27 protein-coding genes and 1 tRNA gene are annotated in these 23,377 nt (G+C 61.4%); 14 read left to right on the top strand and 14 right to left on the bottom strand.

The annotated features are described in order from the left end of the window. Positions 1–4: 4 nt before the first annotated feature. From M2281_RS00750 to M2281_RS00740, 3 genes are all read left to right on the top strand, one after another. The gene (locus M2281_RS00750) at positions 5–616 is read left to right on the top strand and encodes a glutathione S-transferase (RefSeq protein WP_280819189.1); all 612 of its coding nucleotides are present in this window, start codon (positions 5–7) and stop codon (positions 614–616) included. A gap of 4 nt (positions 617–620) precedes the next feature. Beyond that, positions 621–1,241 (top strand): uracil-DNA glycosylase family protein, encoded by a 621-nt coding sequence (locus tag M2281_RS00745; protein ID WP_342394239.1) that lies wholly within the window; start codon positions 621–623, stop codon positions 1,239–1,241. A 109-nt stretch (positions 1,242–1,350) separates the two neighbouring features. After that, positions 1,351–1,842 carry an Lrp/AsnC family transcriptional regulator gene (locus tag M2281_RS00740; RefSeq protein ID WP_280819188.1) on the top strand — a complete coding sequence of 164 codons (492 nt, stop codon included), beginning with the start codon at positions 1,351–1,353 and terminating at the stop codon, positions 1,840–1,842. Between the two features lie 318 nt (positions 1,843–2,160). Here M2281_RS00740 and M2281_RS00735 read toward each other — a convergent pair whose 3' ends face one another. After that, positions 2,161–2,418: a GlsB/YeaQ/YmgE family stress response membrane protein gene (locus tag M2281_RS00735; protein ID WP_280819187.1), complete on the bottom strand. Its 258-nt coding sequence runs from the start codon at positions 2,416–2,418 to the stop codon at positions 2,161–2,163. Between the two features lie 145 nt (positions 2,419–2,563). Here M2281_RS00735 and M2281_RS00730 point away from each other — a divergent pair, with 145 nt between their 5' ends. The 3 genes from M2281_RS00730 to M2281_RS00720 all read left to right on the top strand — a co-directional run bounded on the left by M2281_RS00730 (position 2,564) and on the right by M2281_RS00720 (position 5,636). Then, the gene (locus M2281_RS00730) at positions 2,564–3,001 is read left to right on the top strand and encodes a YidB family protein (protein WP_280819186.1); all 438 of its coding nucleotides are present in this window, start codon (positions 2,564–2,566) and stop codon (positions 2,999–3,001) included. Positions 3,002–3,084: 83 nt separating this feature from the next. Further along, positions 3,085–3,822, top strand: a complete 738-nt coding sequence (locus M2281_RS00725) for an adenosylcobinamide amidohydrolase (protein ID WP_280819185.1) — start codon at positions 3,085–3,087, stop codon at positions 3,820–3,822. A 173-nt stretch (positions 3,823–3,995) separates the two neighbouring features. Next, a complete protein-coding gene (locus M2281_RS00720) occupies positions 3,996–5,636 on the top strand; it encodes a Na+/H+ antiporter (protein WP_280819184.1) in 1,641 nt (546 codons plus the stop codon). A gap of 120 nt (positions 5,637–5,756) precedes the next feature. On the opposite strand, the gene M2281_RS00715 is transcribed toward M2281_RS00720, so the two are convergent. Both M2281_RS00715 and M2281_RS00710 read right to left on the bottom strand, forming a co-directional pair. Next, the gene (locus tag M2281_RS00715) at positions 5,757–5,972 is read right to left on the bottom strand and encodes a hypothetical protein (protein ID WP_280819183.1); all 216 of its coding nucleotides are present in this window, start codon (positions 5,970–5,972) and stop codon (positions 5,757–5,759) included. 270 nt (positions 5,973–6,242) lie between these two features. Then, positions 6,243–6,319 (bottom strand) — tRNA-Pro (locus M2281_RS00710). Positions 6,320–6,789: 470 nt separating this feature from the next. Here M2281_RS00710 and M2281_RS00705 point away from each other — a divergent pair. Next, positions 6,790–7,110 carry a hypothetical protein gene (locus tag M2281_RS00705; RefSeq protein ID WP_280819182.1) on the top strand — a complete coding sequence of 107 codons (321 nt, stop codon included), beginning with the start codon at positions 6,790–6,792 and terminating at the stop codon, positions 7,108–7,110. 520 nt (positions 7,111–7,630) lie between these two features. Here the strand turns inward: M2281_RS00705 and M2281_RS00700 are convergent. From M2281_RS00700 to M2281_RS00690, 3 genes are all read right to left on the bottom strand, one after another. Next, complete coding sequence (locus M2281_RS00700) at positions 7,631–7,921, bottom strand: hypothetical protein (protein ID WP_280819181.1); 291 nt, start codon at positions 7,919–7,921, stop codon at positions 7,631–7,633. A 381-nt stretch (positions 7,922–8,302) separates the two neighbouring features. Further along, positions 8,303–9,841 carry an undecaprenyl-phosphate glucose phosphotransferase gene (locus tag M2281_RS00695; RefSeq protein ID WP_280819180.1) on the bottom strand — a complete coding sequence of 513 codons (1,539 nt, stop codon included), beginning with the start codon at positions 9,839–9,841 and terminating at the stop codon, positions 8,303–8,305. Positions 9,842–9,962: 121 nt separating this feature from the next. Continuing rightward, on the bottom strand, positions 9,963–10,526 hold the full coding sequence (locus tag M2281_RS00690) for a polysaccharide biosynthesis/export family protein (protein WP_280819179.1): 564 nt from the start codon (positions 10,524–10,526) through the stop codon (positions 9,963–9,965). A 242-nt stretch (positions 10,527–10,768) separates the two neighbouring features. On the opposite strand from M2281_RS00690, the gene M2281_RS00685 reads away from it, so the two are divergent. Beyond that, positions 10,769–12,361: a Wzz/FepE/Etk N-terminal domain-containing protein gene (locus M2281_RS00685; protein ID WP_280819178.1), complete on the top strand. Its 1,593-nt coding sequence runs from the start codon at positions 10,769–10,771 to the stop codon at positions 12,359–12,361. Positions 12,362–12,419: 58 nt separating this feature from the next. Here the strand turns inward: M2281_RS00685 and M2281_RS00680 are convergent, their stop codons facing one another. Next, a complete protein-coding gene (locus tag M2281_RS00680) occupies positions 12,420–12,635 on the bottom strand; it encodes a DUF2842 domain-containing protein (RefSeq protein ID WP_280819177.1) in 216 nt (71 codons plus the stop codon). Between the two features lie 152 nt (positions 12,636–12,787). Between M2281_RS00680 and M2281_RS00675 the strand changes: the two genes are divergently transcribed. Then, positions 12,788–13,882 carry a COX15/CtaA family protein gene (locus tag M2281_RS00675; RefSeq protein ID WP_280819176.1) on the top strand — a complete coding sequence of 365 codons (1,095 nt, stop codon included), beginning with the start codon at positions 12,788–12,790 and terminating at the stop codon, positions 13,880–13,882. A 26-nt stretch (positions 13,883–13,908) separates the two neighbouring features. Here the strand turns inward: M2281_RS00675 and M2281_RS00670 are convergent, their stop codons facing one another. The 6 genes from M2281_RS00670 to M2281_RS00645 form a co-directional block, all read right to left on the bottom strand. Further along, positions 13,909–14,751 carry an aminoglycoside phosphotransferase family protein gene (locus M2281_RS00670; protein ID WP_280819175.1) on the bottom strand — a complete coding sequence of 281 codons (843 nt, stop codon included), beginning with the start codon at positions 14,749–14,751 and terminating at the stop codon, positions 13,909–13,911. Further along, positions 14,748–15,680, bottom strand: a complete 933-nt coding sequence (gene argC, locus M2281_RS00665; protein WP_280819174.1) for an N-acetyl-gamma-glutamyl-phosphate reductase — start codon at positions 15,678–15,680, stop codon at positions 14,748–14,750. Before argC ends, M2281_RS00670 begins: the two co-directional genes overlap by 4 nt. An 84-nt stretch (positions 15,681–15,764) precedes the next feature. Then, on the bottom strand, positions 15,765–16,721 hold the full coding sequence (speB, locus tag M2281_RS00660) for an agmatinase (RefSeq protein WP_280819173.1): 957 nt from the start codon (positions 16,719–16,721) through the stop codon (positions 15,765–15,767). 226 nt (positions 16,722–16,947) lie between these two features. Continuing rightward, a complete protein-coding gene (gene rpsI, locus M2281_RS00655; RefSeq protein WP_280819172.1) occupies positions 16,948–17,421 on the bottom strand; it encodes a 30S ribosomal protein S9 in 474 nt (157 codons plus the stop codon). A gap of 2 nt (positions 17,422–17,423) precedes the next feature. Then, positions 17,424–17,888 (bottom strand): 50S ribosomal protein L13, encoded by a 465-nt coding sequence (gene rplM, locus M2281_RS00650; RefSeq protein WP_280819171.1) that lies wholly within the window; start codon positions 17,886–17,888, stop codon positions 17,424–17,426. Between the two features lie 212 nt (positions 17,889–18,100). Further along, positions 18,101–18,568: a PaaI family thioesterase gene (locus M2281_RS00645; protein WP_280819170.1), complete on the bottom strand. Its 468-nt coding sequence runs from the start codon at positions 18,566–18,568 to the stop codon at positions 18,101–18,103. Positions 18,569–18,727: 159 nt separating this feature from the next. On the opposite strand from M2281_RS00645, the gene M2281_RS00640 reads away from it, so the two are divergent. From M2281_RS00640 to M2281_RS00620, 5 genes are all read left to right on the top strand, one after another. Beyond that, the gene (locus M2281_RS00640) at positions 18,728–19,546 is read left to right on the top strand and encodes an enoyl-CoA hydratase (RefSeq protein ID WP_280819169.1); all 819 of its coding nucleotides are present in this window, start codon (positions 18,728–18,730) and stop codon (positions 19,544–19,546) included. Between the two features lie 13 nt (positions 19,547–19,559). Next, positions 19,560–20,291, top strand: coding sequence for a GNAT family N-acetyltransferase (locus M2281_RS00635; RefSeq protein ID WP_280819168.1), 732 nt, complete (start codon positions 19,560–19,562; stop codon positions 20,289–20,291). Between the two features lie 20 nt (positions 20,292–20,311). Further along, positions 20,312–20,833 carry a CoA-binding protein gene (locus M2281_RS00630; RefSeq protein WP_280819167.1) on the top strand — a complete coding sequence of 174 codons (522 nt, stop codon included), beginning with the start codon at positions 20,312–20,314 and terminating at the stop codon, positions 20,831–20,833. 141 nt (positions 20,834–20,974) lie between these two features. Next, positions 20,975–22,258: an O-acetylhomoserine aminocarboxypropyltransferase gene (locus M2281_RS00625; protein ID WP_280819166.1), complete on the top strand. Its 1,284-nt coding sequence runs from the start codon at positions 20,975–20,977 to the stop codon at positions 22,256–22,258. A gap of 50 nt (positions 22,259–22,308) precedes the next feature. Continuing rightward, positions 22,309–22,668, top strand: coding sequence for a cupin domain-containing protein (locus M2281_RS00620; RefSeq protein WP_280821066.1), 360 nt, complete (start codon positions 22,309–22,311; stop codon positions 22,666–22,668). A 4-nt stretch (positions 22,669–22,672) separates the two neighbouring features. On the opposite strand, the gene M2281_RS00615 is transcribed toward M2281_RS00620, so the two are convergent. Then, entirely contained in the window at positions 22,673–23,329 is a 657-nt protein-coding gene (locus M2281_RS00615) for a CatB-related O-acetyltransferase (RefSeq protein ID WP_280819165.1), read from the bottom strand. Between the last annotated feature and the right edge of the window lie 48 nt (positions 23,330–23,377).

Below are 23,377 nucleotides of genomic sequence, written 5' to 3'. Positions count from 1 at the left end.
CGATGTGAGGCTGTATGATGGTGGGCGGGCGCCCAATCCGCGCCGGGTACGCGTATTCCTCGCCGAGAAGGGCATCGCGGTGCCGATGGTGGCGGTCGACATGGCCGGCTTGGAGCATAAGAGCGCCCTGATGACGTCCCGCAACCCCTTGCAGCGCTTGCCGGTGCTGGAGCTGGACGACGGCACGATCCTGACCGAGTCCGTGGCCATCTGCCGCTATTTCGAGGAACTTCATCCCGAGCCGGCATTGTTCGGGCGCGGCGCGCTGGGCAAGGCCAAGGTCGAGATGTGGCAGCGGCGGATTGAACTGAATCTCTTCATGTGCGTGGCGGCAGCCTTCAGGCACATCCATCCGGCGATGAAGGAGTGGGAGGTGCCGCAGGTTCCGACATGGGGCGAGGCCAACAAGCCCAAGGCCCTCAGTTTCCTGAATATCCTCGATCGCGAACTCGCCAGCCGCGAATTCGCCGCCGGCGACGAGTTCTCCATCGCCGACATAACCGGCCTGATTGCCGTCGATTTCATGAAGCCGGCCCGAATCCGGGTTCCCGAGGAATACGGCAATGTGATCCGCTGGCATCAGGCGCTGTCGAACCGGCCGAGCGCTGCCGCCTGACACCATGACTGCGAAAGAACTGGATCGCCTGACGGCGCAAATCCGCGCCTGCCGCATCTGTGTGGAGGAACCGCGCGGCCGGCCGCTGCCACATGAGCCGCGGCCCGTCGTGGTGGCGTCCACCAAGGCGCGCATCCTGATCGCGGGCCAGGCGCCGGGCACCAAGGTGCATGCCACGGGCATTCCGTTCAACGATGCTTCGGGCGACAGGCTGCGCGACTGGCTCGGCGTCTCCCGCGAGGAGTTTTACGATCCCGCCAACTTTGCCACCGTGCCGATGGGTTTTTGCTTTCCCGGGCAGGATGCCAAGGGCGGCGACCTGCCGCCGCGCCGGGAATGCGCGCCGCGCTGGCGCCAGCCGCTGATCGACCTGATGCCCCAGATCGAGCTCGTGCTGGCGATCGGCATCTATTCGCAAGGATGGCACATCGGGGCCGGCCGCGGTGCCTCGCTCGGCGAGACCGTCATGAACTGGCGCGCCATCTATGCCTCAAATGAACGGCCGCGCGTCATCCCGCTGCCGCATCCTTCCTGGCGCAATTCCGGCTGGCTGAAGAAGAATCCATGGTTCGAAACGGAATTGCTCCCGTTTCTGAAATCGGAAATACGTAATCGTCTTGGCTGATTTCATTGCAATGCCGTTGCGTAAAATCACGCCTGTCGGAGAATTCCTTTCTTGCGAAGGAAGCTGGTTGTAGCGATTATGCGGAGAAAATTTTTCTCTCGGAGCCGCTATGGACCGCCTTGACCGCAAAATTCTTCGTCTTCTGCAGGAAGATGCGACCCTTGCCGTGGCGGACATCGCCAAGAAGGTGGGGCTGTCGACGACGCCCTGCTGGCGCCGCATCCAGAAGCTGGAGGAGGAGGGCGTCATCAAGCGCCGCGTCGCCATCCTCGATCCCGAAAAGATCAACACGCGGGTCACCGTTTTCGTATCGATCCGCACCAATTCGCACAGCCACGAATGGCTGCGACGCTTCTCCGAGGTCATCCAGGATTTTCCGGAGGTCATCGAGTTCTATCGCATGAGCGGCGACGTCGATTACCTGCTGCGCGTGGTCGTGCCCGACATCGCCGCCTACGACGCCTTCTACAAGCGTCTCATCGCCAAGATCGAGATCCGGGACGTTTCCTCGGCCTTCGCCATGGAGCAGATCAAGTACACCACCGAGCTGCCGCTGGATTACATGTCGCTCGACAAGGAGGCGGGCTCCAACGCCGCCTGATCCTGCTTCGTAAGTACGGCCCATACATCAAAAGCCCCGCTTCGAGCCCGAAGCGGGGCTTTTGCTTATTTTGACTTTCGAAAGCCATGACCTGCCGCCTGCTAACGGGCAGGCGGTTGCTGCATTTAATAGGAATGGCCTTCCATGCCGGTCCGGGGGAGGGACTGGGCAAGCAAGTAGAGATTTCCGGACGGCGGGCAGAACACCGTCGACCGATCTATGTGAAAATAACCACTCTGCGGCTTTTCAGGCTCGATCTGCCGCAGAGCCTACAAATTACAAAGGGTCCCCGGTCTAATGGCTGTCCCGGGCCTTTATTTATGCGCCCCTTCGTCCCGCCAGCGCGTGGTAGAGCCATAGCACCACCACGGCACCGATAACCGCCACGATGAGGCTCCAGATGTTGAAGCCCGTCACGCCGGCCGTGCCGAAAAGGTTGAAGATGAGACCGCCCACAATGGCGCCAACGATGCCGAGGACCATATCCATCAGCATTCCTTGGCCGCTGCTGTTGACGATCTTGCTACCCAGGAAGCCTGCAATGAGGCCGAGAACGATCCAACCGATGACTGACATCTCGATGTGTCTCCGTTTCCTTTGCCGGTAAAGATTTTCACAGGAAACGAAGAAACACAACTATTGCTCGCAGACTTGAAATGGCGGCTTGCCGCCCCACAATTCCTTCCATCGGGGTCGGATTTTGTCATGACAGGAGGTCCTGATGGGACTTTTTGACGACGCTGTGCCGGGAGGCAATATCGGCAAGCCCTTGATGATTGCGCTTGGCGCGCTCCTGGTGGGCAAGATGCTGAGCGGCAGCAAGAGCCAGCCTGACGCCAACGCTCCGGCATCGCCTCAGGGCGACGAAGGTGGCCTGGCTGGCGGGCTTGGCGGCCTTCTCGACAAGTTGCGGGCAAGTGGGCAGGGCTCGACGGCCGACTCGTGGGTCGGCACTGGGCAGAACCAGCCGATCAGCCCCAACGATCTTGGCCAAGCCATCGGCCAGCCGACGCTCAAGGCACTCGCCGACCGCGCCGGCATGAGCGAAGAGCAACTGCTGCAACAGCTTTCGGCCGCCTTGCCGGGCGTGGTCGACAAGCTGACGCCCGGCGGTAATGTTCCGCAACAGGAGCAGATCGCCTCGCTGCTGAACCGGTAGCGCATCGGGCCTGCGCCTTTTTCAAAGGCACGGCCGTTCGTCGTGCCTTCAGTGCCGTCTTGCGCGTTCTTTTCCGAGCGGGCTTGCCGTCGGCCCTCGTCGATGTGACAAGCCTGGTCATGGCAGCCTTCTCGATTTCCTGCATGGGTTCCTTCCTCGTCGCGGAATTTGCGTCCCGGCAGACGATGCTCAGTTGGTCGCTGACCCGGCCCGGTTTTGTCTCCACGCGAAAAGTGGCCTGGCTGCAGGTCAGGAACGCTGACCTGTCGCTCGATGTCGATCCGATTGCGCTGCTCGAAATGAAGATGGGGGAAGCCGGGCATGAGGACGCGGTCCAGCTGATGACTTCGCGCGCCGTCCGCAAGCATCATTTGGCTGCGGCTTCGTTCGGTGAGGCCAATGCCTCCTGCCTGGCGACGGTCGGTCTCGGCAATGCCGGCCGGGTTGGCGAAAGCCCGGCTGCCTCCATGCCGGCCGGGACGATCAACTTGCTCGCCCATGTCGACCGGCCGCTCACGACGGCAGCGCTGATCGAGGCGATGTCGATTGCTACGGAAGCGCGCACCGCTGCGATCATCGATCTGGATTGGCGCCTGGACGGAAGGCCCGTGACCGGCACGGGAACCGACTGCATTGTCGTCGCGGCGCCGGACGGCGAAAAGCCGGAGCAATTCGCCGGGCTGCATACGGATATCGGCGCTGCCATCGGCCGAGCAGTCTACGACGCCGTCAGGCAGGGTGGCGAAGTTTGGGTCGCCGAGCAGGCCGGATCGGAAAGCGGCATGGAAGGCGAGGCGCTTCTTGCCGTGTCTGCCGATTAGATTTCTTCGTAAAATCCACATTGCAAGGTTCACGCGGCGCGACTTACCGGTGTCGAAGGTTGCCTGCGTCCAAAGCTGAGGTCAAAAGTCGCATTGGTGATTCATGACTTTGCCGCAGGTGCCTGCTGGTCATGGAAGACCTTGCTTGACAACGACTGCAGCAAAGATGGCCCATGGAAACAATATCGGTAGTACTGGTCATGATGGTGGCCGTGGTGGTCAGCGGCGCCATCACGCGCGCTTTGCCCATTGCCGTGCCGCTCCCGCTTGTTCAGATCGCACTCGGGGCAGCCATCGCTTCGGTCGCCAATTTTGGCGTCGAGCTGCAGCCGGACATCTTCTTCCTGCTCTTCCTGCCACCGCTTCTGTTTCTCGACGGCTGGCGTATCCCGAAGGAAGGGCTGTTCCGCGACAGGAATGCGATCCTCGGTCTTGCCCTCGGGCTGGTAGTGTTCACGGTCGTCGGCGTCGGTTTCTTCATCCACTGGCTGATCCCGGCAATGCCGCTGCCAGTCGCCTTTGCACTTGCGGCGATCGTATCGCCAACCGATCCGATCGCGGTTTCGGCGATTGCCGCAAGGGTGCCGATCCCCAAGCGACTGATGCATATCCTGGAAGGGGAATCGCTGCTCAACGATGCGTCCGGCCTGGTCTGCATGCGCTTTGCGGTTGCGGCCGCGCTCACGGGCGCGTTTTCGCTGGCCGCCGCCTTCGGAACTTTCCTATGGGTGTCGATCGGCGGCATCGTGATCGGTGTTGTCGTCACCTGGTGCGTGACGCGTGCGACGGTTCTGATTTCCCGTCGGTTTGGCGAAGAGACCGGCTCGCAGATCCTGGTCAGCCTTCTCATTCCATTTGCGGCCTATCTTTTGGCCGAGCATCTGCATTGTTCGGGCATTCTTGCCGCGGTCTCTGCCGGCATTACCATGAGCTACGCCGAATTCCTCGGCAAGGTTCTTGCCGTCACCCGCGTGCGGCGGAGTGCGGTGTGGGACACGGTTCAGTTCGCGACCAACGGCATCATCTTCGTGTTGTTTGGCGAGCAACTGCCGACGATTGCCGCGCGCGCGGCCGACGTGGTTCGCGAAACCGGACATCACGAACCGGTGTGGCTGCTTATCTATGTCATTGTCATCAATGCCGCGCTAGCCGCCTTGCGTTTCGTGTGGGTCTGGACGGCCCTGAAGTTCACCATGTTCCGGATCCGCCGGCGCGGGCAGAGCATGGCAGCACCGGGCTGGCGCCTCGTGGCCGCGACGTCGCTGGCAGGCGTGCGCGGGGCCATCACCCTCGCTGGTGTGCTGACCCTGCCGCTGACGACCTATGACGGCTCGCCGTTTCCGGCCCGCGACCTTGCCATCTTCCTGGCTGCCGGCGTTATCATCATGTCGCTGGTTGCGGCCAGCATCGGACTGCCGCGCGTTCTGAGGGGGCTGAGGTTGCCGCCGGCGCCCGAACTGGACGCAAAAGAAGTGCGCGCGCGCGTTGCGGCGGCGGAAGCTGCCATCCACGCCATCGAAAAGTGCCAGCACGACATGGGCAAGGGGCGCGCGGATGCGGACGTTTACGCCGATGCGGGTGCCCGGGTGATGGATATCTACCGCCGGCGCATCGACGGATTCTCCAAGACCGGCAAGGAGGCCGATCTCGCTCGCCATGTCGGTACGATCGAACGGGAGCTGCGCCTCACCGGGCTGCGCGCGGAACGCGACGAGATCAGTCGCCTGGCACGCGGCGGAAAGATTTCGGACGAGCCGGCACGCAAACTGGTCCGCGAGATCGATCTGCTCGAGGCACGAATCAGCATGCACTGATTCGTTCGTCCGCTCAGGGGACAAGGTTCGGCTTGAATCGGACAGGTTCGATTGCGGCGGTGATAGTGGCAACCGCGAGTTGGGCGCACGCCGTTCTCGAAAAGAGCGAGTCCGAGATACCTAGCCGAGTTGGATTGTCGGTAGCATTCTCTGCAAAACGACCCGTATTTCGTGGTATTTCGGATCGTTTTTACTCATGGAAATTGCTTCGTTTGCAATAGCCACAAATTCTGAGGTCGTCAGGACCCCCTTTTTGTGAAGATGAATTGCCAAGGTTGTCGAGAAATTGAGCGATGCAATAATCGCTGCACTCGCATCAAGCGTCTGATAGTTCATTGTCACCCCTCCCACTGAACTTTCATACCAAAGAAAAGCTGTGCGGGCGAGTCGAGTGGGACAGTGGCGCCGTGCGTTGCGGGGCGTTCCGTCCGATTATTTCAAATCAACGTGGAGCGCTTGGGATTATGAGAACTGCGAAGCGCCAATCGCTTCAGGACTCGGGGCTCGATATTCCGAACTGCGGATCTGAGCTCGTCAAAGCCATGCTTGGCCAGTCGGCCAGAACCCCGACATCGCAGCCAAATGTTTATTTCTTTTAGGAGAAAATGGTCGGAGTGGCGGGATTCGAACCCACGACCCCTTGACCCCCAGTCAAGTGCGCTACCGGGCTGCGCTACACTCCGAACCGGCGCAAGGGATATATATTCAGGGGGCCGGGCGCAAGGCCTATTTCGAACCTTTTGTGTTAAGCTCCATCATTTGCGGTGAAATTCGAGCCAGTTGGACAATGCGCCCGACGGTGTACGTGACCCGTGTGGCCACTCGGATACGTTGAGGTTCAGGCAGCCGCGTTTTCAGACTGTGTAATTTGGGAACCAGCGTCGAGGCGCTGGAAGCGCGGACCACCGTGTTGATGGATTGGTTGCTATCTGAACCACGGTAATACTGGCTGGTGAGCTGCAACTGATGGTCATGATCCGTTGTAACGACCATGACAGACACAACAGAGAGAGAAGGCTTCTTGGCTAGGCCATTCTCGGTGATTTCCCGAAGATGTTACTACTTTCGATGCACATCGTTTCTCCAGAACGGAACCTGTGTACGTCATTTGCGTTAAATTGTTGTCAAAGTGAGAGGGGTGCGGAGGTAAGCGATGCGTACCCTTACTATTGTAGCGGTATTGGCAACACTGAGTGGTTGCACGACTGAACACTATGTCGCCAAGGATTATGGCGGCGCACTTTACGGCATAACTTTTCCGGAATTTGTGGCAAACCCGCGCCGCGAGCGTGAGCATAAACCGGAAAAGCCTGAGCATAAGCCCGGGAAGCCCGAGCATGGACACAACCCTGACTCTGGTGGTTACGGGTTTGGACAGGGCTGGGGCAACCAGGGGCAGGGCTGGGGCAACGCTGGAAACGACCACGGCCATGGCCATGGGCATGAGCGTGGTGGAAGTGGCCGTGGGTGGTAACGAAGCCAGCCCCTGCGAATCGTCTTGAGCTTAGCGCCTCTGGTTCGACTCGATCTTTGCGATCTCGATAGCATTGGATTCGTCCAGTCGAGATCAAAGGGGTCTGGTCGAACCGGAGGCGCGAAACGCTATGGCAACCCTGTTTGCTTGCCAATTGACTCGTCTCCGCTTCGGTCTTCATCGTGGCTCGACTGAGTTCAGGCAACTCGCCTGCCTGGGCTATTTTCGACGATGCAAATTGATTCCCGGAATCAAGTCGTGGGGTCCCTCAATAAACCCCGCCTGGCCGATGGTATGAAGGCTTTTGGGCGTCAACTCGAACATCCGAATTTGGACGGCCAGGGACGCGCGTTACTGAAATATGCGCTGTTGGTAATGATGAAGCCGCGGCGCCTTGCCCTCAGGCAGACTCTGCTGCGGCAATAAAAGCTGAATGGTGGCCGGCTACGCTCTTGGAGTAACCAACCACCATGCCAGCTTTCACATCCTGAAATGATCAAGCAGGATCAGCTTGCCGCTATCAGCGGGGGTGGTGCCCGTGTGATCCGTTGAAATTGCCGTTGCCGTTGCCGTTGACCGAGCCCTTGTTGAAGTTGCCGTTCAGGTTGCCGTTGAACGAGCCCTTGTTGAAGTTGCCGTTCAGGTTGCCGTTGAACGAGCCCTTGTTGAAGTTGCCGTTCCCGTTGCCGTTGAACGAGCCAGAGTTGCCGTTGCCGTTCCCGTTGCCATTGCCATTGCCACCACCGCCATCGGCAGTCGCAAAAGCAGTCATCGCGAGGAGGGCAGTTGCGGCGATGATGAGTTTCTTCATGTCAGGATCCTTTCATCCGAAATCATTTGAGACAGGCTTCAATGATCAGTCTGTTGCGGTTCCCGCTCGTGTGGGTGCCGTAACCCTTTGACTATCAAATTTAATCAGAGCGACAGCAATTCAGGATAAGTACCTGCTGCCTTCGGAGGATAGGGTATCCGAAAGTTGTAGTTTCTACTGACCGAGCAAGGGAAAAGCCTGACGGGAAAATCCTGTCAAAGGCAACCGGGCCAGGAGTTGAGCAGCTCGGCCAACTAGAGTTCGTAAGATGTCGGCTCGTTCACCACGAAGCCGGAAATGAGCACGCTGAAGCCGATGGTCGTGTCGAAACCAGCGCCATAAGCCTAGCGTCGATCGCCCCTTACGACAGGCTGTGCGCGCTTAATAGGCGTTTTCCATATTGAGGAGACGGATCGGCGTCAGGAACAGGATTTTTAGATCGAACCAGAGCGACCAGTTCTCGATATAGTCGAGGTCGTATTCCGTCCGTTTGCGGATTTTCTCGTCGGTGTCCATCTCGCCACGCCAGCCATTGATCTGGGCCCAGCCGGTGACGCCGGGCTTGACGCGATGGCGGGCGAAGTAGCCGTCCACCACCTCGTTGTAGAGCAGATTGTGCGACTGGGCGGCCACCGCATGCGGGCGTGGACCGACCAGCGACAGGTTGCCGAGCAGAGAATTGAAAAACTGGGGCAGTTCGTCGATGGAGGTCTTGCGGATGATGCGGCCGACGCGGGTGACGCGCGGATCGTTCTTCGTCACCGTCTTCTTCGCCGTCGGATCGGACTGGTCGGCATACATCGAACGGAACTTGTAGACCTCGATCACCTCGTTGTTGAAGCCGTGGCGCTTCTGTTTGAAGAGGACAGGGCCTTTGCTGTCGAGCTTGATGGCGATGGCGGTGGCCAGCATGATCGGCGAGAAGACGATGATGCCGAACAGGCTGAAGAATATGTCGAAGGCGCGCTTGGCGACCGAATCCCAGTCGTTGATTGGCTTGTCGAATATGTCCAGCATCGGCACGGAGCCGATGAAGGAATAGGAGCGCGGCCGGAACTGCAACTGGTTGGAATGCGCCGACAGACGGATGTCGACAGGCAAAACCCAGAGCTTCTTGAGTAGCGACAGCACACGCCTCTCCGCGGCGATCGGCAGCGAGACGATCAGCATGTCGATGCGGGCGATGCGCGCGAATTCGATCAGCTCGTTGATGTTGCCGAGCTTGGGGTAGCCGGCGACGATGGGCGGCGAGCGCCGGTCGTCGCGGTCGTCGAAGATGCCGCAGATGCGGATGTCGTTGTAGGGCTGCCTCTCCAGCGCACGAATGAGCGTTTCGGCCGCCTGGCCGCCGCCGACGATGACCGCACGCCGTTCCATCGAACCGTTGCGCGCCCAGCGCCGGATGAGCTGGGCCATGACCAGACGCAATCCGAAGACCAGAAGGAAGCCGAGCACGAACCAGGCGCCGAACAGAAGGCGCGAAAAATCGCTCGAGATCTTCAGGAAGAAACCCGCAACCGCAAGCAGGGCAAAGGCCCCGGCCCAAAGTAGCAGCAGCCGTCCGGCCTTGGAGAGCGGGTGGAGAAGGCTACGGATCTGGTAGAGGTCGCTGATCTCGAAAAGGACCACCGTCAGCAGCGAGGTGCCGCCGATGATCACTGGATAGTCCCACAAAAGGCGCGTATCGAATCCGACATAGCCGGCAAACAGCGCCGCTCCCGAGATGAACAGCAGGCAGAACTCGACAAGGCGCATGACGCCACTGACCATCACAGGCGAAGTCGTGTCGCGCCTGTACTGGGCCGCGACCTGCTGGGCGACCTTGTTGAGTTTTACCGGCTGCGACTTTCCGGCTGCCTCGTCGTCCACGAAATTGCGCACGGCGTCGGCGGAAAAGCGGCGGGCGGAGTCTTCTTTCATGGTGTGATCCGTAAGCTTACGCCGGATCATTAGCGCCGAGGGGCTAAGAAACCCTTGAGACGACCGGCTATTCCGCCGTGCTCGACCGTCGTCCGTCCACGATTCTTCGGGGAATCAGGTTCTAGAAGAGCCGCTCGCGAACATAGATTGTGTCGCCCGGCAGCAGCGGATCGCTGGTTTGTACCCTGCCGGTCATCACTTTGCCGTTGATGTCGCGCGTGACGTCGACATCGGTCTGGTTGGCGCGAGGCGAGAAGCCGCCGGCGATCGCGATCGCCTTTTGCGCCGTCAGGCCAGGCACGTAGGAATACTGGCCTGCCGCGCCCACTTCGCCCATGACGAAGACCGGCCGGTAGCGCTCGACCTCGACCGAGACGTCTGGATTGCGCAAGTAGCCCTGGCGCAGCTTGGTGGCGATGGCCGCTTCGAGCTTCTGCGGGGTCTGGCCGCGAGCCGGCACCGGGCCGATGAGCGGGAAGGCGATATAGCCGGACTGGTCGATGCTGTAAGTGTTCGTCAGCCCCTCCTGTTCGAACACGGTGACGCGGACGCGATCGCCGGGGCCAAGTTGGTAAGGCTGGTTGAGCACTTCATGAAAGGCTGGCGGGGCAGGGTGGTAGCTGGTGCAGCCGGCAAGCAGGGCGGCGGCCAGAAGTGCGCAGCAGATCGAACGGGAGCTTCGCATGACCAAGCGGATACCTTCGGCTATGTGCCGGACATGCCCCGGCGGAATTTGATGTGCTCGTTATTGCTTTGTTAGGGTTAATGGCCGGTAAAGCGCGTTAATTTGGATGCAACTTTTGATGGCGGTAAGTGCCAAGATGGCCGGCGATTTCTAGAAAGGAGTGCATTCCGCGTGGCAATCTTAACGGCTGGGTTACCATAGATATTTACCATCACTGCTGTCCGATACTGGGAGCAGGATGCATGTCTGGCATTCAGTCAACTGCTGGCGACATAGATGTCGACCTCAGGAAGCTCTGCGCTTCGCTAGCGGGGAGCTGGGTGCGAATCCTGGTGGTGGCTCTCGTCGTGACCGGCGTTGCGTTCGCTCTGGCCTCGATGCTGACGCCCCGCTACCGGGCCGAGACGCGGGTGCTGATCGAAACGCGCGAGTCGGCTTCCACACGAACTGAGCCTGCCGAATCCGACGGCCCCATCCTCAATGAGGAGGGCGTGGCCAGCCAGGTCGAGGTGATCTCGTCGACCGACATTCTCAAACAGGCGGCCAAGGATCTCGGGCTCGCCAAGCTGGCTGAGTTCGACCCCTCGGCGGATATGTCCTTGCCGTCGCGGCTGCTGATCATCGCGGGCCTCAAGGCTGATCCCCGCGAAATTCTGGCCGAGGAACGCGTACTGAAGGCGATGCGCGAAAGGCTCAATGTCTACCGGGTGGAGAGGTCGCGCGTCATCGTCGTCGAATTCTCGTCTCGGGACCCCAAGCTTGCCGCCGAAGTGCCTGACGCCATCGCCGATGCCTATCTCAAGGTTGGCCAGGATGCCAAGCTGGCCTCCAATTCCGATGCCTCCTACATGGTTTCCTCGGGCAAGGATCGCAGCTATCTGCCGGCCGATGCCCGCATCTTCTCGCGCGCGGCAGTGCCGTCCGAACCCTACTTTCCGAAGATCATCCCGATCGTCAGTGCGGCCTTCGTTGCTTCGCTGCTGCTGATGGCGGTGGGCACTCTGTTGCGGGAGTTGTTTTCGGGTCGCGCCATGCGTCCTGCGCCGGGTGCACGGTTCGCGCCGGTAGAGCAGGTGGCGATGCCGGTCGTGATGCGTGACGAATCCGCTGAGGATGAGCCTCTTGCCGAAATGCCGACGGCCTCTGAACTGGCGAAGCCCAAGACGATGGTCAGCGTATTGCCTGAGGCGCCGCGCTCGGTGGAACGGAGTACGCCGCTGGCGCGGCCGGTTCGCAAGCTGGGCGAGATCGGCATCGAGCGCGCGGCCGAAAGGTTGATTTCGGACGGGGCCACCTGCGCCATCTTCGTCTCGCCGGAAGGCGACGAGGCTGCCGCGACCGCCGTGCTGGTGGCGCGCGAGATTGCCGATGTCGGCCTGCGCGTACTGCTGCTCGATCTCACGACTTCGGGCGCGGCCTCGCGACCGATGCTGGATGGCGGGCGCTATCCGGGCATCACCAACCTCCTGGCCGCGCAGGCGCAGTTCACCGATGTGATCCACGCCGATCACTATTCCGGCTGCCATGTCATACCGGTAGGAACGGCCGATCCGGCACGCGCGATGCGCGCCGTCGATCGCCTGCCGATCATCCTCGAATCGCTGACCACCGCCTATGACATCGTGGTGGTGGAATGCGGACCGATCGATGCGGATGGCATTCGTCGGCTGGTGGGCGAGGGAACAGAGGTTATCGTCAGCCTGATCGAACCGGGCGAGGAGATCATGGTCGCGGCGGAAAATCTGCGCGCGGGCGGTTTCCCTGGGCTGATCCTCGTGACGCCGTCAGGCTACGAGCGGCCGAATTGGCCAGCGACAGGTCGCAACGCTGCCTGATGCCTGATGCGGCGGCTTGTGGCCGGCTCGTTATGCCTGATGTGACGGAAAAAGTCGGTCAGTTCTTCGGCTTGCGCTCGATGATCAGCCACTTGATGATGCCCATGGCGGGCAGGATCCACAAAAGGCCGGTAAACAGGAAGAACAGGAAGTGCACCAACGGGCCGGATTCGCCCAGGCGCGCCACGGCAACGGTGGTTGCGACCAGCGAATAGACGATCACCAGCAGGATCAGCAGGATCGTTCCGATGAGCTTCTTGAGGCGAATGGGCATGGTTTTTCCTTCGCGGCCGTCCTAGGACTTCTTGGGACGGGGCGCAAGCACAACTCCGGCGCGACGGCGTGTCGCGCGCATGACAGCCTTGTAACCGCGGCCGCGATGGTCCACCACTCCGGCGGGTTTCGAACTGGCCGGGAACGATTGCCATGTCCGCAATGACGAACACTGCTGCACCGCTTGCCATGCGCGACAGGGAACTGCGCGACCGCAAGCTCGTGCGCTATTGGCTTTATGTCGTGCTGGTGGTGCTGTTTGCGCTGGTGATGGTGGGTGGCGCCACGCGCATGACCGGCTCCGGCCTGTCGATCACCGAGTGGAAGCCGATCCATGGCGTCATCCCGCCGCTCAACCAGGCCGAATGGCAGGAAGAGTTCGAAAAGTACCAGCAGATCCCGCAATATGAGCAGATCAACAAGGGCATGACCCTTGAGGAGTTCAAGGGCATCTTCTGGTGGGAGTGGGTGCACCGCCTGCTGGCGCGCGGCGTGGGCTTCCTGGTTGCTGTTCCGCTGGTCTTATTCTGGCTTTCCGGCCGGCTCGAGCGCGGGCTAAAGCCCCGGCTTGTCGGCCTCCTGGCGCTGGGCGGGCTGCAGGGCGCGGTCGGCTGGTGGATGGTCGCCTCGGGCCTCACCGAGCGCGTGTCCGTCAGCCAGTATCGCCTCGCGATACACCTGACCTTCGCCTGCGTCATCATCATGACCGTGACCTATATTGCGCGAGGGCTTGCGACCTATACCGAGGCGGCGGCAAGCCGCGCGGTGCAGCGCTTTGCCGGCATCATGGTGCTCCTGGTGCTGGTGCAGATCTATCTCGGCGCACTGGTGGCGGGGCTGCATGCCGGCCTCACCTACAACACCTGGCCGCTGATGGATGGCGCCGTCGTCCCGGGCGATCTCTTTGCCATCGATCCCGCATGGCGCAACCTGTTCGAAAACCCCAAGACGGTGCAGTTTATCCACCGTATGTTCGCCTACACCGTGCTGGTGGTGGCGATCTGGCACGCGCTGGCGACCAGCCGCGCACTGCCAGGCACGACCCATGCGCGCCGTGCCTGGGTGCTCGCAGGCCTCGTGCTGGCCCAGGCTGCGATCGGCGTGGCCACCTTGCTGACGCAGGCCGACATGCATTGGGCGCTGCTGCACCAGGGCTTCGCCATGGTGGTGCTGATCTTCGCTACCGCGCATTGGCGGGGCACCAAGGGAGCCTACCCGCTGCCGACCGAAGTGGTCGTCAGAAGCTGATCCACCGTTTCATGCTCGGATAGCGGTCAGTAGCTCCGGCGCACGTCGCGCACAGCGGCTGCCACAGCCAGCTCGCGGCTTTCATCCTTCGCGTTGCCGTCCTCCGCATGCCAGGCTGCCGAAAGGCAGCCATAGGCGAAGGCATGGTCGAGAATGGCGGCAGGGTTCTGTCCCAACGCCTTGGCGAATACCTCGGCCATATGAGCGATCCGATCCGGGTTCAGGCAGAGATCATCGCGGTCGAGCGGATTGTAGAGCAGGTTGGCAGCATCGAAGGCCGGGTCGCCCAGAACGCCTTTCGGATCGATGACCAGCCAGCCACGCGAGCCGTGCATGATGTTTTCGTGGTGGATGTCGCCGTGCAGCGGTCGCATGTCGCACGGATTGCTCAGCAAGCGCTCGGCGATATCGGCCGCTTCGACATAGATGCTTCGCGTGCCCGCAGCGCGGTGGGCGTCAGCCCTCTCGAAAAGGCTGACAAAACGCTCGCGCAGCAGCTGCAGATCGGGTGGGAGAGGGGTGTCTGACGGCGAGAAAAGCCGCTCCAGCATTTCTGCCGCGATTTCGGTCGCTGCATTGTCGCCATCCGCATTGAGGTCGTCGACCAGATGCCGTTCGCCGGCATATTCGAGCAGCATGCGCTTGCCGTCGAGGCCAAGCAGTCTGACCACCCCCTCGCCATTGCGCCAGGCAAGGTAGTGCGCGCCGCGCAACTCATCCTCGACGTCGTCGAAAGGCTTCAGGTCCTTGACGATGGCGGGCGTGCCGTCCGCAAGCCGCACCTTCCAGATGCGGCTCGAAAAGGTCTCAGTCAAAAGGACGGGGTCGCCGGCCTCCCAATGGGCAGGGAAAACCGGCGCATCGTTCACTGGTTGAGGCCGAGCATCAGGTCGAGGTTCTGCACGGCAGCCCCTGAAGCGCCCTTGCCGAGGTTGTCGTAGACGGCAATCAGCAATGCCTGCGCGCGGGCATCGTTGGCGCTGACATAGAGCTTCATCTTGTTGGTGCCGTTGTAGATCTCTGGCTGGATATCGGCGCTGCGTTCGAAATCGACAAGCGGCGCAACCTCGACCACGCCGCCCTTCAGACCGGCATAGTGGTCCGCGATCGCGGCATGGAGCTCGGCGCCGGTCGGCACCTTCGGCAGCATGCCAAGCTGCAGCGGCACGACCGTAATCATGCCCTGCGCAAAATTGCCGACGGCCGGCTGCATGATCGGGTCATGCGAGAGCTTTGCGTAGGCGCGCAACTCCGGCGCGTGCTTGTGCTTGAGCATCAGGCCATAGGGCAGGAATTCGGGCGAAGCCTCGCCCTGCGCTTCGTAGTCCTCGATCATCTGGCGACCGCCGCCGGAATAGCCGGAGATGCCGTTGACGGTGACGGGCAGTTCAGCGGGCAGTAGGCCGGCGGTGACCAGCGGGCGAAGGCCTGCAATCGGGCCTTGCGGCCAGCAACCGGGATTGGCAACGCGCATGGAGGCAGCAATCGCCTGCATCTGGGCCTTGTCCATTTCCGGGAAGCCGTAGGTCCAGCCTTCGGCCACGCGATGCGCGGTCGAGGCGTCGATCACCCGCGTGGTGTCGTTTTCGATCAGCGAAACGCTTTCACGCGCCGCATCGTCGGGCAGGCAGAGGATCGCGACATCGGCCTTGTTCAGGAACTCGGCGCGCGCGGCCGTTTCCTTGCGTCGTTCGGCAGGCACCGAAATGACTTCCAGATCGTCGCGGCCCGCGAGCAGAGCCCTGATCTGCAGGCCCGTCGTGCCGTGTTCGCCGTCGATGAAGATTTTCGGTTTCATGTCCTGTCGTCCGTAAGAAAGCATTTTATTCCAGAGGCTTGAGCCGGGAACCGGACTCAAGCCCTGAACTTTGGGGCGGCTGCGTCAGGCGCTTTCGCGCACCTTCCGCTCTGCCAGGAGGCCGATATAGTGCATCGCCACCGTTGCACCTGCGATTGCGGTTATATCGGCGTGATCGTAGGCCGGCGCAACCTCTACGACATCGGCGCCGACAATGTCGATCTGCGTCATCTGGCGCAGGACCGACAGGATCTTGGCTGAAGAAGGGCCACCCGCGACCGGCGTGCCGGTGCCCGGTGCGTAAGCCGGGTCGAGGCAGTCGATATCGAAGGTCACATAGGTCTTCTTGCCGCCGGTGCGCTCGGCGATCGCATAGGCGATGTCAGAAGCGCGCATCTCCTCGACCTCGTGGCCGTAGAGGATCTTGATGCCGAAATTGTCCGGCGCGTGGGTGCGGATGCCGATCTGGATCGAGCGGTCGGGATCGATGATTCCCTCGCGCACCGCGCGCGCCACGAAGGAGCCGTGGTCGATGCGCTTGCCGTCGTCGTCCCAGGTGTCCTGATGGGCGTCGAACTGCACCATTGCCAGCGGACCGTGGATGGCGGCATGAGCCTTGAGCACCGGCCAGGTGACAAAATGGTCGCCGCCGAGCGAGAGCAGGAAGGCGCCGGACTTCAGGATCTTGGTGGCCTCGCGTTCGATCGTGCCGGGCGTCTTCTGGTGATTGCCGCTGTCGAGCAGGCAGTCGCCGTAGTCGACCACGCCGAGACTGTCGAACAGGTCGAGATTGAACGGATATTGCGGGTCGCAGTCGAAGATTGCCGATGCGCGGCGGATGGCCTGCGGGCCGAAACGCGCACCTGGACGATTGGTGACGGCGGCATCGAAAGGAATGCCCCAGACGACCACCTCGGCGCCCTTGACGTTCTTGGTGTAGCGCCGGCGCATGAAGGACAGCGCCCCGGCGTAGGTGGGATCACCCGAACGACCGGTGTTCTTGTTGGCCGTGAAAGCGTGGTCGATGGATTTTGCAGGCATCACGATTTCCTAAAACAATCAGGTGGCAGGGAGATGAAGCGCGCTGGAATTGCGTGCCTCGGCTCAAATACGATTTGGCCTCTATAGCATCCCCGAAGGGAATGTGGATTCCCTTTGGCCCTTATCTCGATATGCCACCCATGCGTCACGGCCATGAAAAAAGGCCGCCCGGAGGCGGCCTTTTCTGTCGGCTGCTGTAAACAGCGCCGAAACGGTTCCGGAAAGCTTAGCGCTTCGAGAACTGGAACGAACGGCGGGCCTTGGCCTTACCGTACTTCTTACGCTCGACGGTACGGCTGTCGCGGGTCAGGAAGCCGCCCTTCTTGAGCACGCCGCGCAGGGCCGGCTCGTAGTAGGTCAGCGCCTTGGAGATGCCGTGACGGACCGCACCGGCCTGGCCGGAGAGACCGCCGCCGACAACCGTGGCGATGATGTCGAACTGGCCTTCGCGGTTGGTCGCAACGATCGGCTGTTTCAGGATCATCTGAAGAACCGGACGGGCGAAGTAAGCCGCAAATTCCTTGTCGTTGACGATGATCTTGCCGGTGCCGGGCTTGACCCAGACGCGAGCGATCGCGTCCTTGCGCTTGCCGGTGGCATAGGCGCGGCCCTGCTTGTCCAGCTTCTGGACGTGGACCGGAGCGGCCGGCTGTGCGGCGGCAACGGTGCCGAGATCTGCGAGCGAGTTGAGCTCAGCCATGATTACGAAGCCTTCTTGTTCTTGGCATTCAGAGCGCCGATGTCGAGGACTTCGGGCTGCTGGGCGACATGCGGGTGGTCGGAGCCGGCGTAGACGCGCAGGTTCTTCATCTGGCGACGGCCGAGCGGGCCACGCGGGATCATGCGTTCCACGGCCTTCTCAAGCAGACGCTCCGGGAAGCGGCCTTCGATGAGCTGGCGAGCGGTGCGCTCCTTGATGCCGCCGGGGTGGCCGGTGTGCCAGTAGTACATCTTGTCGGTGTACTTCTTGCCGGTCAGCACGACCTTTTCCGCGTTGATGATGATGACGTTGTCGCCATCGTCGACGTGGGGCGTGAAGGTGGGCTTGTGCTTGCCGCGCAGACGGTTGGCGACGATGGATGCGAGACGGCCGACGACGAGACCTTCGGCGTCGATCAGCACCCACTTCTTCACCACGTCCGCAGGCTTCTGCGAAAAGGTTTTCATGGAACTAACTTTCGTTGGACCTTCCGGGGAAGGCGTTTCTTGTTGCTTGGTTTGGAAGGAAGCGGCTGCCACCTGCCAAATACAAAACCGCGGCCTAGATGGGGCCGCTGGTCAGGCTGGGCTTATAGGCGGAGTGTTATCTTGCGTCAAGTGTCAGGGCCTGATGCATATCCCGGAAAACGACATGAAAACAGTGGCTTGGCGTTGCGGTATTATTTTACCTCATGCGCGTGATGTCGTTTGGGTGGAATCGAATAGGTTCCGGTTGCGTGCGCCACTGTGTGTTGGTCCGGTCCAGCCACGATGTCGATGTCGAACACCATCAGGCTTTTGCCCATCTTCAGGATGCGGCAATGGCCAAGGATCTGGCCGGCTTCGGCCTTGCGCATGAAATTGATGTTGAGGTTGGTGGTAACCGATAGCGCATCCGCGCCGGCGTGGGAGAGCACGCAGACATAGCCGCCAATGTCGGCCAGCGTAAACAGCGACGGTCCCGAAACCGTGCCGCCCGGGCGCAGGTGCCGCTCATCGGCATTCAGCTGCACCGTGCAGCCCCCCGGAAACACCTCGGTCACCTCATAGGCGGCGTAGTCGGCATTGAGCTGGGGATAGGCCGACTTCAGAAGATCGTTGATCTCGGCGGCGGTCATCTGCGGGGTGAGCTTGGTCTGGGTGGGCATGTCTTGTTAGTCCGTTCGAAAACCTGCCGTGGAAAGCAGCCGGGTGCGCGCACGAAAACTTGCGCGACAGCGACGCCATAAAAGCCGCTTGCCCCCTGTTCTTCAACCCGAGCCGTGGTAATTCTTTGGTCCAGATGAAGCAGTTTCGGAGAAGAACCGTTGGCTGAAGTCCTTGCCATGAAACCCGCGCCCGAGGGCCCTGTCATTTCCGTCTTCAAGGATGGCGTGCTGAGGCTCACGCTCGCAAACCCACCGGCCAACGCACTGTCGCTGGCGACAATGGCCGCATTGCAGACCGAGTTCGACCGGGCCCGGGATGACGGGGCGGTGCGGGTGATCGTGCTGGCGGCCGGCGGCAAGGTCTTTTGTGCCGGGCACGACCTGAAGGAAATGACGGCCCATCGGGCCGATGCCGACAGGGGTCGAGCGTTTTTCGAGCAGACCATGGCCGCCTGCTCGCAACTGATGCAGACGATCGTGCGCCATCCCAAGCCCGTCATCGCCGAGGTGGCTGGGCTGGCCACTGCCGCCGGCTGCCAACTGGTGGCGAGCTGCGATCTCGCTATCGCGTCCAACGAGGCGACGTTCTGCACGCCCGGCGTCAATATCGGCCTGTTCTGCTCGACGCCCATGGTGGCGCTGTCGCGGAACGTGTCGCGCAAGCAGGCGATGGAGATGCTGCTCACCGGCGAGACCATTGAGGCCACGACCGCGCGGGAATTCGGTCTGGTTAACCGTGTCGTGCCGCCGGAATACCTGACTCAAGTCGTGAGCAAATATGCGCAAACCATTGCGTCCAAATCACCTTTGACGCTCAAGATCGGCAAGGAAGCCTTTTACGAGCAGGCCGAGATGGGCCTCGCGGAAGCCTATGAATATGCCGCGCGCGTGATGGTCGAAAACATGCTGGCGCGCGACGCCGAGGAAGGCATCGGCGCCTTCATCGAAAAGCGCAAGCCGGAGTGGAAGGGGGAATAGTCCCGGTCATGGCATGAGCAACGCCGAACTGAACTGGCGGGTGGAAGAGGCGTGCCGAGAGGGCTGGCCTTCGGCCGAAAGCGAGGTGTTCGAAGGCTGGCTGCTGCGACGGTCGGGCGGCAGGATACGCCGGACGAATTGGGTGAACCCCTTGCCGGGAAAGCGCGGTGAGGCGAGCGCGGTCATCGATGTGGCCGAAGCCTATTATGAGCGACACCGCCAGACGCCGATCTTTCGCGTGCCGACCATCGCCGGCGAACTGGAAAGCGCACTCGACCGAGGCGGGTATGTGCCGGAAGTCGAAACTGTCGTCCTGTTCCGTGAACTGGACGGCTTTGCCGTAGGCGGTGATGAACGAACCGCCATCACGACCGAGCCGAGCGAAGCCTGGCTCAACGCGCGCCATCGAATGTGTTGCGAAAGCGAGCATGATCGCCAGGTGTTTCGCGACACGGTCGGGCTGATCGGAAGCCAGAAGGCGTTCGCTTCAACGCGCGTTGACGGAGAAATCGTCGCCGTCGCCTATGGTGTCATCCACGACCGGCTACTCGTTCTGGAAGCGGTCGAGACCGACACGCGGTTCCGGGGCAAAGGGCTCGGCTTCAGCACCACCAGCGCCTTGCTGAACTGGGCGCGCCAGATGGGCGCCGAAGCGTGCGGCCTTCAGTGCGTGGCCGACAATCTTCCGGCTCGCGCGCTTTACGCGTCCCTCGGCCTCGGGCAGCAACTCTATCGTTATCACTAACGGAGGAAGAAGCCGGAAGCATGAACCACGACACATACGAAAATTCCTACATCGCCGACATTCTCAACTCGGTGAAGACCATTGCCGTCGTCGGCGCCTCGGCCAACGAGGTGCGGCCGAGCTATTTCGTGATGAAATATCTGCTCGCGAAGGGGTATTCCGTCATCCCGGTCAATCCGGGGCAGGCGGGCAAGGAAATCCTTGGCCAGATGACCTATGCCCGGCTTTCGGACATTCCGGTGCCGATCGACATGGTCGATATTTTTCGCGCTTCCGAGGCGGTGCCGGGGATCGTCGATGAGGTGCTGGCGCTTGGGCACTTGCCCAAGGTGATCTGGATGCAGCTCACCGTGCGCCATGACGAGGCGGCCGCGCGCGCGGAAGCCGCCGGCATCAAGGTGGTCATGAACCGTTGCCCGAAGATTGAATATGCCCGGCTGGCAGGCGAAATCGGCTGGAATGGCGTCAATTCCGGCGTCGTCTCGTCCAAGAAACCGGTCATGCGGACGGGATTCCAGAGCTTCGGCGTCCGTCGGCAGTAATTGTATTCCCCCGGCAGCCGCATATAAGCGTTGGATCGCCTAACGGCGGCCTGTACCGCAGAATTTTGTTCTTTGCTTTCCGCGCACAGCTCCGCCAAGAATAGCAAGAATTTTCACGCAGGGCCTCTCGGAGAGAAAACAATGTCCCAACGCACCCCCGGTTTCAACACGCTCGCCGTCCATGCCGGCGCAAAGCCGGACCCGGCCACCGGCGCGCGTGCCACGCCGATCTACCAGACGACGGCCTACGTGTTCGACGACGTCGACCATGCCGCCTCGCTGTTCGGTCTGAAGGCGTTCGGCAACATCTACACGCGCATCATGAACCCGACCCAGGCGGTGCTTGAGGAGCGCGTGGCGGCTCTGGAAGGCGGCACCGCGGCGGTGGCAACGGCTTCGGGCCACGCAGCGCAGCTTCTCGTCTTCCACACCATCATGCGCCCGGGCGAGAATTTCGTTGCCGCCAGGAAGCTTTATGGCGGCTCGATCAACCAGTTCGGCCATGCCTTCAAGAATTTCGGCTGGGAAGTGCGTTGGGCCGACATCGATGACGTCTCGTCCTTCGAGAGCCAGATCGACGAAAAGACCCGCGCCATCTTCATCGAGAGCCTTGCAAACCCCGGCGGCGTGTTCGTCGACATCGAAGCGATCGGCAACATTGCCCGCAAGCACGGCCTGCCGCTGATCGTCGACAACACCATGGCCAGCCCCTATCTGGTGCGCCCGATCGAGCACGGCGCGGACATCGTCGTGCACTCGCTGACCAAGTTCATCGGCGGCCACGGCAATTCCATGGGCGGCGTCATCGTCGATGGCGGCACGTTCGACTGGTCTAAGTCGGGCAACTACCCGATGCTCTCCGAGCCGCGCCCGGAATATGGTGGCGTCGTGCTGCACGAGACCTTCGGCAATTTCGCCTTCGCCATCGCTGCCCGCGTGCTAGGCCTGCGCGATTTCGGCCCGGCGATCTCGCCCTTCAACGCCTTCCTGATCCAGACGGGTCTGGAAACCCTGCCGCTGCGCATGCAGCGCCATTGCGACAACGCGCTGAAGGTGGCCGAGTGGCTGTCCAAGCACGACAAGATTGCCTGGGTGTCCTATCCGGGCCTGCCGGGCGATAAGAACAATGCGCTGCAGCAGAAATATTCGCCGCGCGGCGCAGGCGCCGTCTTCACCTTCGGCCTCAAGGGCGGCTACGAGGCGGGCGTCACGCTGGTCGAGTCGCTGGAGCTGTTCTCGCACTTGGCCAATATCGGCGACACCAAGTCGCTGGTCATCCATCCGGCTTCGACCACGCACCGCCAGCTCTCCGACGAGCAGAAGATCGCCGCGGGCGCCGGTCCGGACGTGGTGCGCCTGTCGGTCGGCATCGAGGATGTCGCCGACATCATCGCCGATCTCGAACAGGCTCTGGCCAAGGCCTGACCGAACCATTGCGCCCGGTCTGTCTGGCCGGGCGCAAAGCATTGCCTGAAATGGGGGAAAGCGTGACCAAAAAATTCCTGGGCTTCGACATTGCCAGCATCGAGCCGGAGGAGGGCGCGCCCGCCGAAGGGCGTCTCATCTCGGGCAATCCACGCTTCCGCACCTGGAATTTCGAGGAGGCCGAAGGCGGCGTCTATGCCGGCGTCTGGGAATCGACGCCAGGCAAATGGCGCATCGAATATGATGAGTGGGAGTTCTGTCACATCCTCGCAGGCATCTCGGTCATCACCGAGGAAGGCGGCGAGGCGCGCACGGTGAAGGCCGGCGACCGTTTCGTCATCCGCCCCGGCTTCAAGGGAAGCTGGGAAGTGATCGAGACCACCCGCAAGGATTATGTGATCCGGCTTTGAGCGGTCATGCGCTGCCCTCGTCAAATCGGGTGGACGCAAGCTCCAGCGCCTCAATGTCGTTCGCGCAAAGCAGCGGCTTCAGCGCCTCGAATTTCGCGGGCGCCCAATCATAGATCTTGAGGGCAAGCAGTTTGTCGACCGTTGCCGCCGCGAAGCGGAGTTTTACAGACACCGCCGGATTTCCTGCAACAACGGAGTAGGGCGCCACATCCTTTGTCACGATGGCGCCTGACGCAATGATTGCGCCCTCGCCAATGGTGATGCCGGGCAAGATCATCGCTCGCATGCCGATCCAGGCCCCGTCGCCAATAACAGTGTCGCCCTTTCCGGCATAGGCATCGATGATGAATTCCGGGAAGGGGTACAGGCTGAACCAGTCGGTACGGTGAGTGTGGTTGCCACCCAGCAGGATCACAGCCTCCGCACCGATGCAGACGTAATCGCCTATGTGGAGTTGATCGATCGGCCAGGCGGGTTCCCACGCCTTCAGGCTATAGTCATCGCCGTAGAGATAACGGACCACGCTTTCTTCGAACGAGCCCGACCAGGCGTTGCTGTAGTAGCTGTGCACACCACGAATGTGGATATTCGGATTTCTGACTGTTTCGTGCAGATACTCCACCTTCGACCAGTGTTTTGTCGCTTCGTGGGGCTTGATCATCGCGTATACTCTATAGAATCTTTGGATTTTCTCGCGCAATCGATGCGC

Source organism: Pseudaminobacter soli (ex Li et al. 2025), from assembly GCF_029892515.1.
GTDB classification, from domain to species: Bacteria; Pseudomonadota; Alphaproteobacteria; order Rhizobiales; family Rhizobiaceae; genus Pseudaminobacter; species Pseudaminobacter soli_A.
This window is presented reverse-complemented; position numbering and strand designations above follow the sequence as displayed.

Excerpts from the sequence above, each read along its gene's own strand:
- M2281_RS00735 (WP_280819187.1), bottom strand. The coding sequence starts at position 2,418 with ATGTCAGTCATCGGTTGGATCGTTCTCGGCCTCATTGCAGGCTTCCTG.
- M2281_RS00740 (WP_280819188.1), top strand. The coding sequence starts at position 1,351 with ATGGACCGCCTTGACCGCAAAATTCTTCGTCTTCTGCAGGAAGATGCG.
- M2281_RS00635 (WP_280819168.1), top strand. The coding sequence starts at position 19,560 with ATGAGCAACGCCGAACTGAACTGGCGGGTGGAAGAGGCGTGCCGAGAG.
- M2281_RS00695 (WP_280819180.1), bottom strand. The coding sequence starts at position 9,841 with ATGAAAGAAGACTCCGCCCGCCGCTTTTCCGCCGACGCCGTGCGCAAT.
- rplM (WP_280819171.1), bottom strand. The coding sequence starts at position 17,888 with ATGAAAACCTTTTCGCAGAAGCCTGCGGACGTGGTGAAGAAGTGGGTG.
- M2281_RS00705 (WP_280819182.1), top strand. The coding sequence starts at position 6,790 with ATGCGTACCCTTACTATTGTAGCGGTATTGGCAACACTGAGTGGTTGC.
- M2281_RS00745 (WP_342394239.1), top strand. The coding sequence starts at position 621 with ATGACTGCGAAAGAACTGGATCGCCTGACGGCGCAAATCCGCGCCTGC.
- M2281_RS00680 (WP_280819177.1), bottom strand. The coding sequence starts at position 12,635 with ATGCCCATTCGCCTCAAGAAGCTCATCGGAACGATCCTGCTGATCCTG.
- M2281_RS00620 (WP_280821066.1), top strand. The coding sequence starts at position 22,309 with ATGGGGGAAAGCGTGACCAAAAAATTCCTGGGCTTCGACATTGCCAGC.
- argC (WP_280819174.1), bottom strand. The coding sequence starts at position 15,680 with ATGAAACCGAAAATCTTCATCGACGGCGAACACGGCACGACGGGCCTG.
- M2281_RS00625 (WP_280819166.1), top strand. The coding sequence starts at position 20,975 with ATGTCCCAACGCACCCCCGGTTTCAACACGCTCGCCGTCCATGCCGGC.
- M2281_RS00730 (WP_280819186.1), top strand. The coding sequence starts at position 2,564 with ATGGGACTTTTTGACGACGCTGTGCCGGGAGGCAATATCGGCAAGCCC.
- M2281_RS00715 (WP_280819183.1), bottom strand. The coding sequence starts at position 5,972 with ATGAACTATCAGACGCTTGATGCGAGTGCAGCGATTATTGCATCGCTC.
- M2281_RS00675 (WP_280819176.1), top strand. The coding sequence starts at position 12,788 with ATGTCCGCAATGACGAACACTGCTGCACCGCTTGCCATGCGCGACAGG.
- speB (WP_280819173.1), bottom strand. The coding sequence starts at position 16,721 with ATGCCTGCAAAATCCATCGACCACGCTTTCACGGCCAACAAGAACACC.
- rpsI (WP_280819172.1), bottom strand. The coding sequence starts at position 17,421 with ATGGCTGAGCTCAACTCGCTCGCAGATCTCGGCACCGTTGCCGCCGCA.
- M2281_RS00645 (WP_280819170.1), bottom strand. The coding sequence starts at position 18,568 with ATGCCCACCCAGACCAAGCTCACCCCGCAGATGACCGCCGCCGAGATC.
- M2281_RS00700 (WP_280819181.1), bottom strand. The coding sequence starts at position 7,921 with ATGAAGAAACTCATCATCGCCGCAACTGCCCTCCTCGCGATGACTGCT.
- M2281_RS00685 (WP_280819178.1), top strand. The coding sequence starts at position 10,769 with ATGTCTGGCATTCAGTCAACTGCTGGCGACATAGATGTCGACCTCAGG.
- M2281_RS00720 (WP_280819184.1), top strand. The coding sequence starts at position 3,996 with ATGGAAACAATATCGGTAGTACTGGTCATGATGGTGGCCGTGGTGGTC.
- M2281_RS00690 (WP_280819179.1), bottom strand. The coding sequence starts at position 10,526 with ATGCGAAGCTCCCGTTCGATCTGCTGCGCACTTCTGGCCGCCGCCCTG.
- M2281_RS00630 (WP_280819167.1), top strand. The coding sequence starts at position 20,312 with ATGAACCACGACACATACGAAAATTCCTACATCGCCGACATTCTCAAC.
- M2281_RS00615 (WP_280819165.1), bottom strand. The coding sequence starts at position 23,329 with ATGATCAAGCCCCACGAAGCGACAAAACACTGGTCGAAGGTGGAGTAT.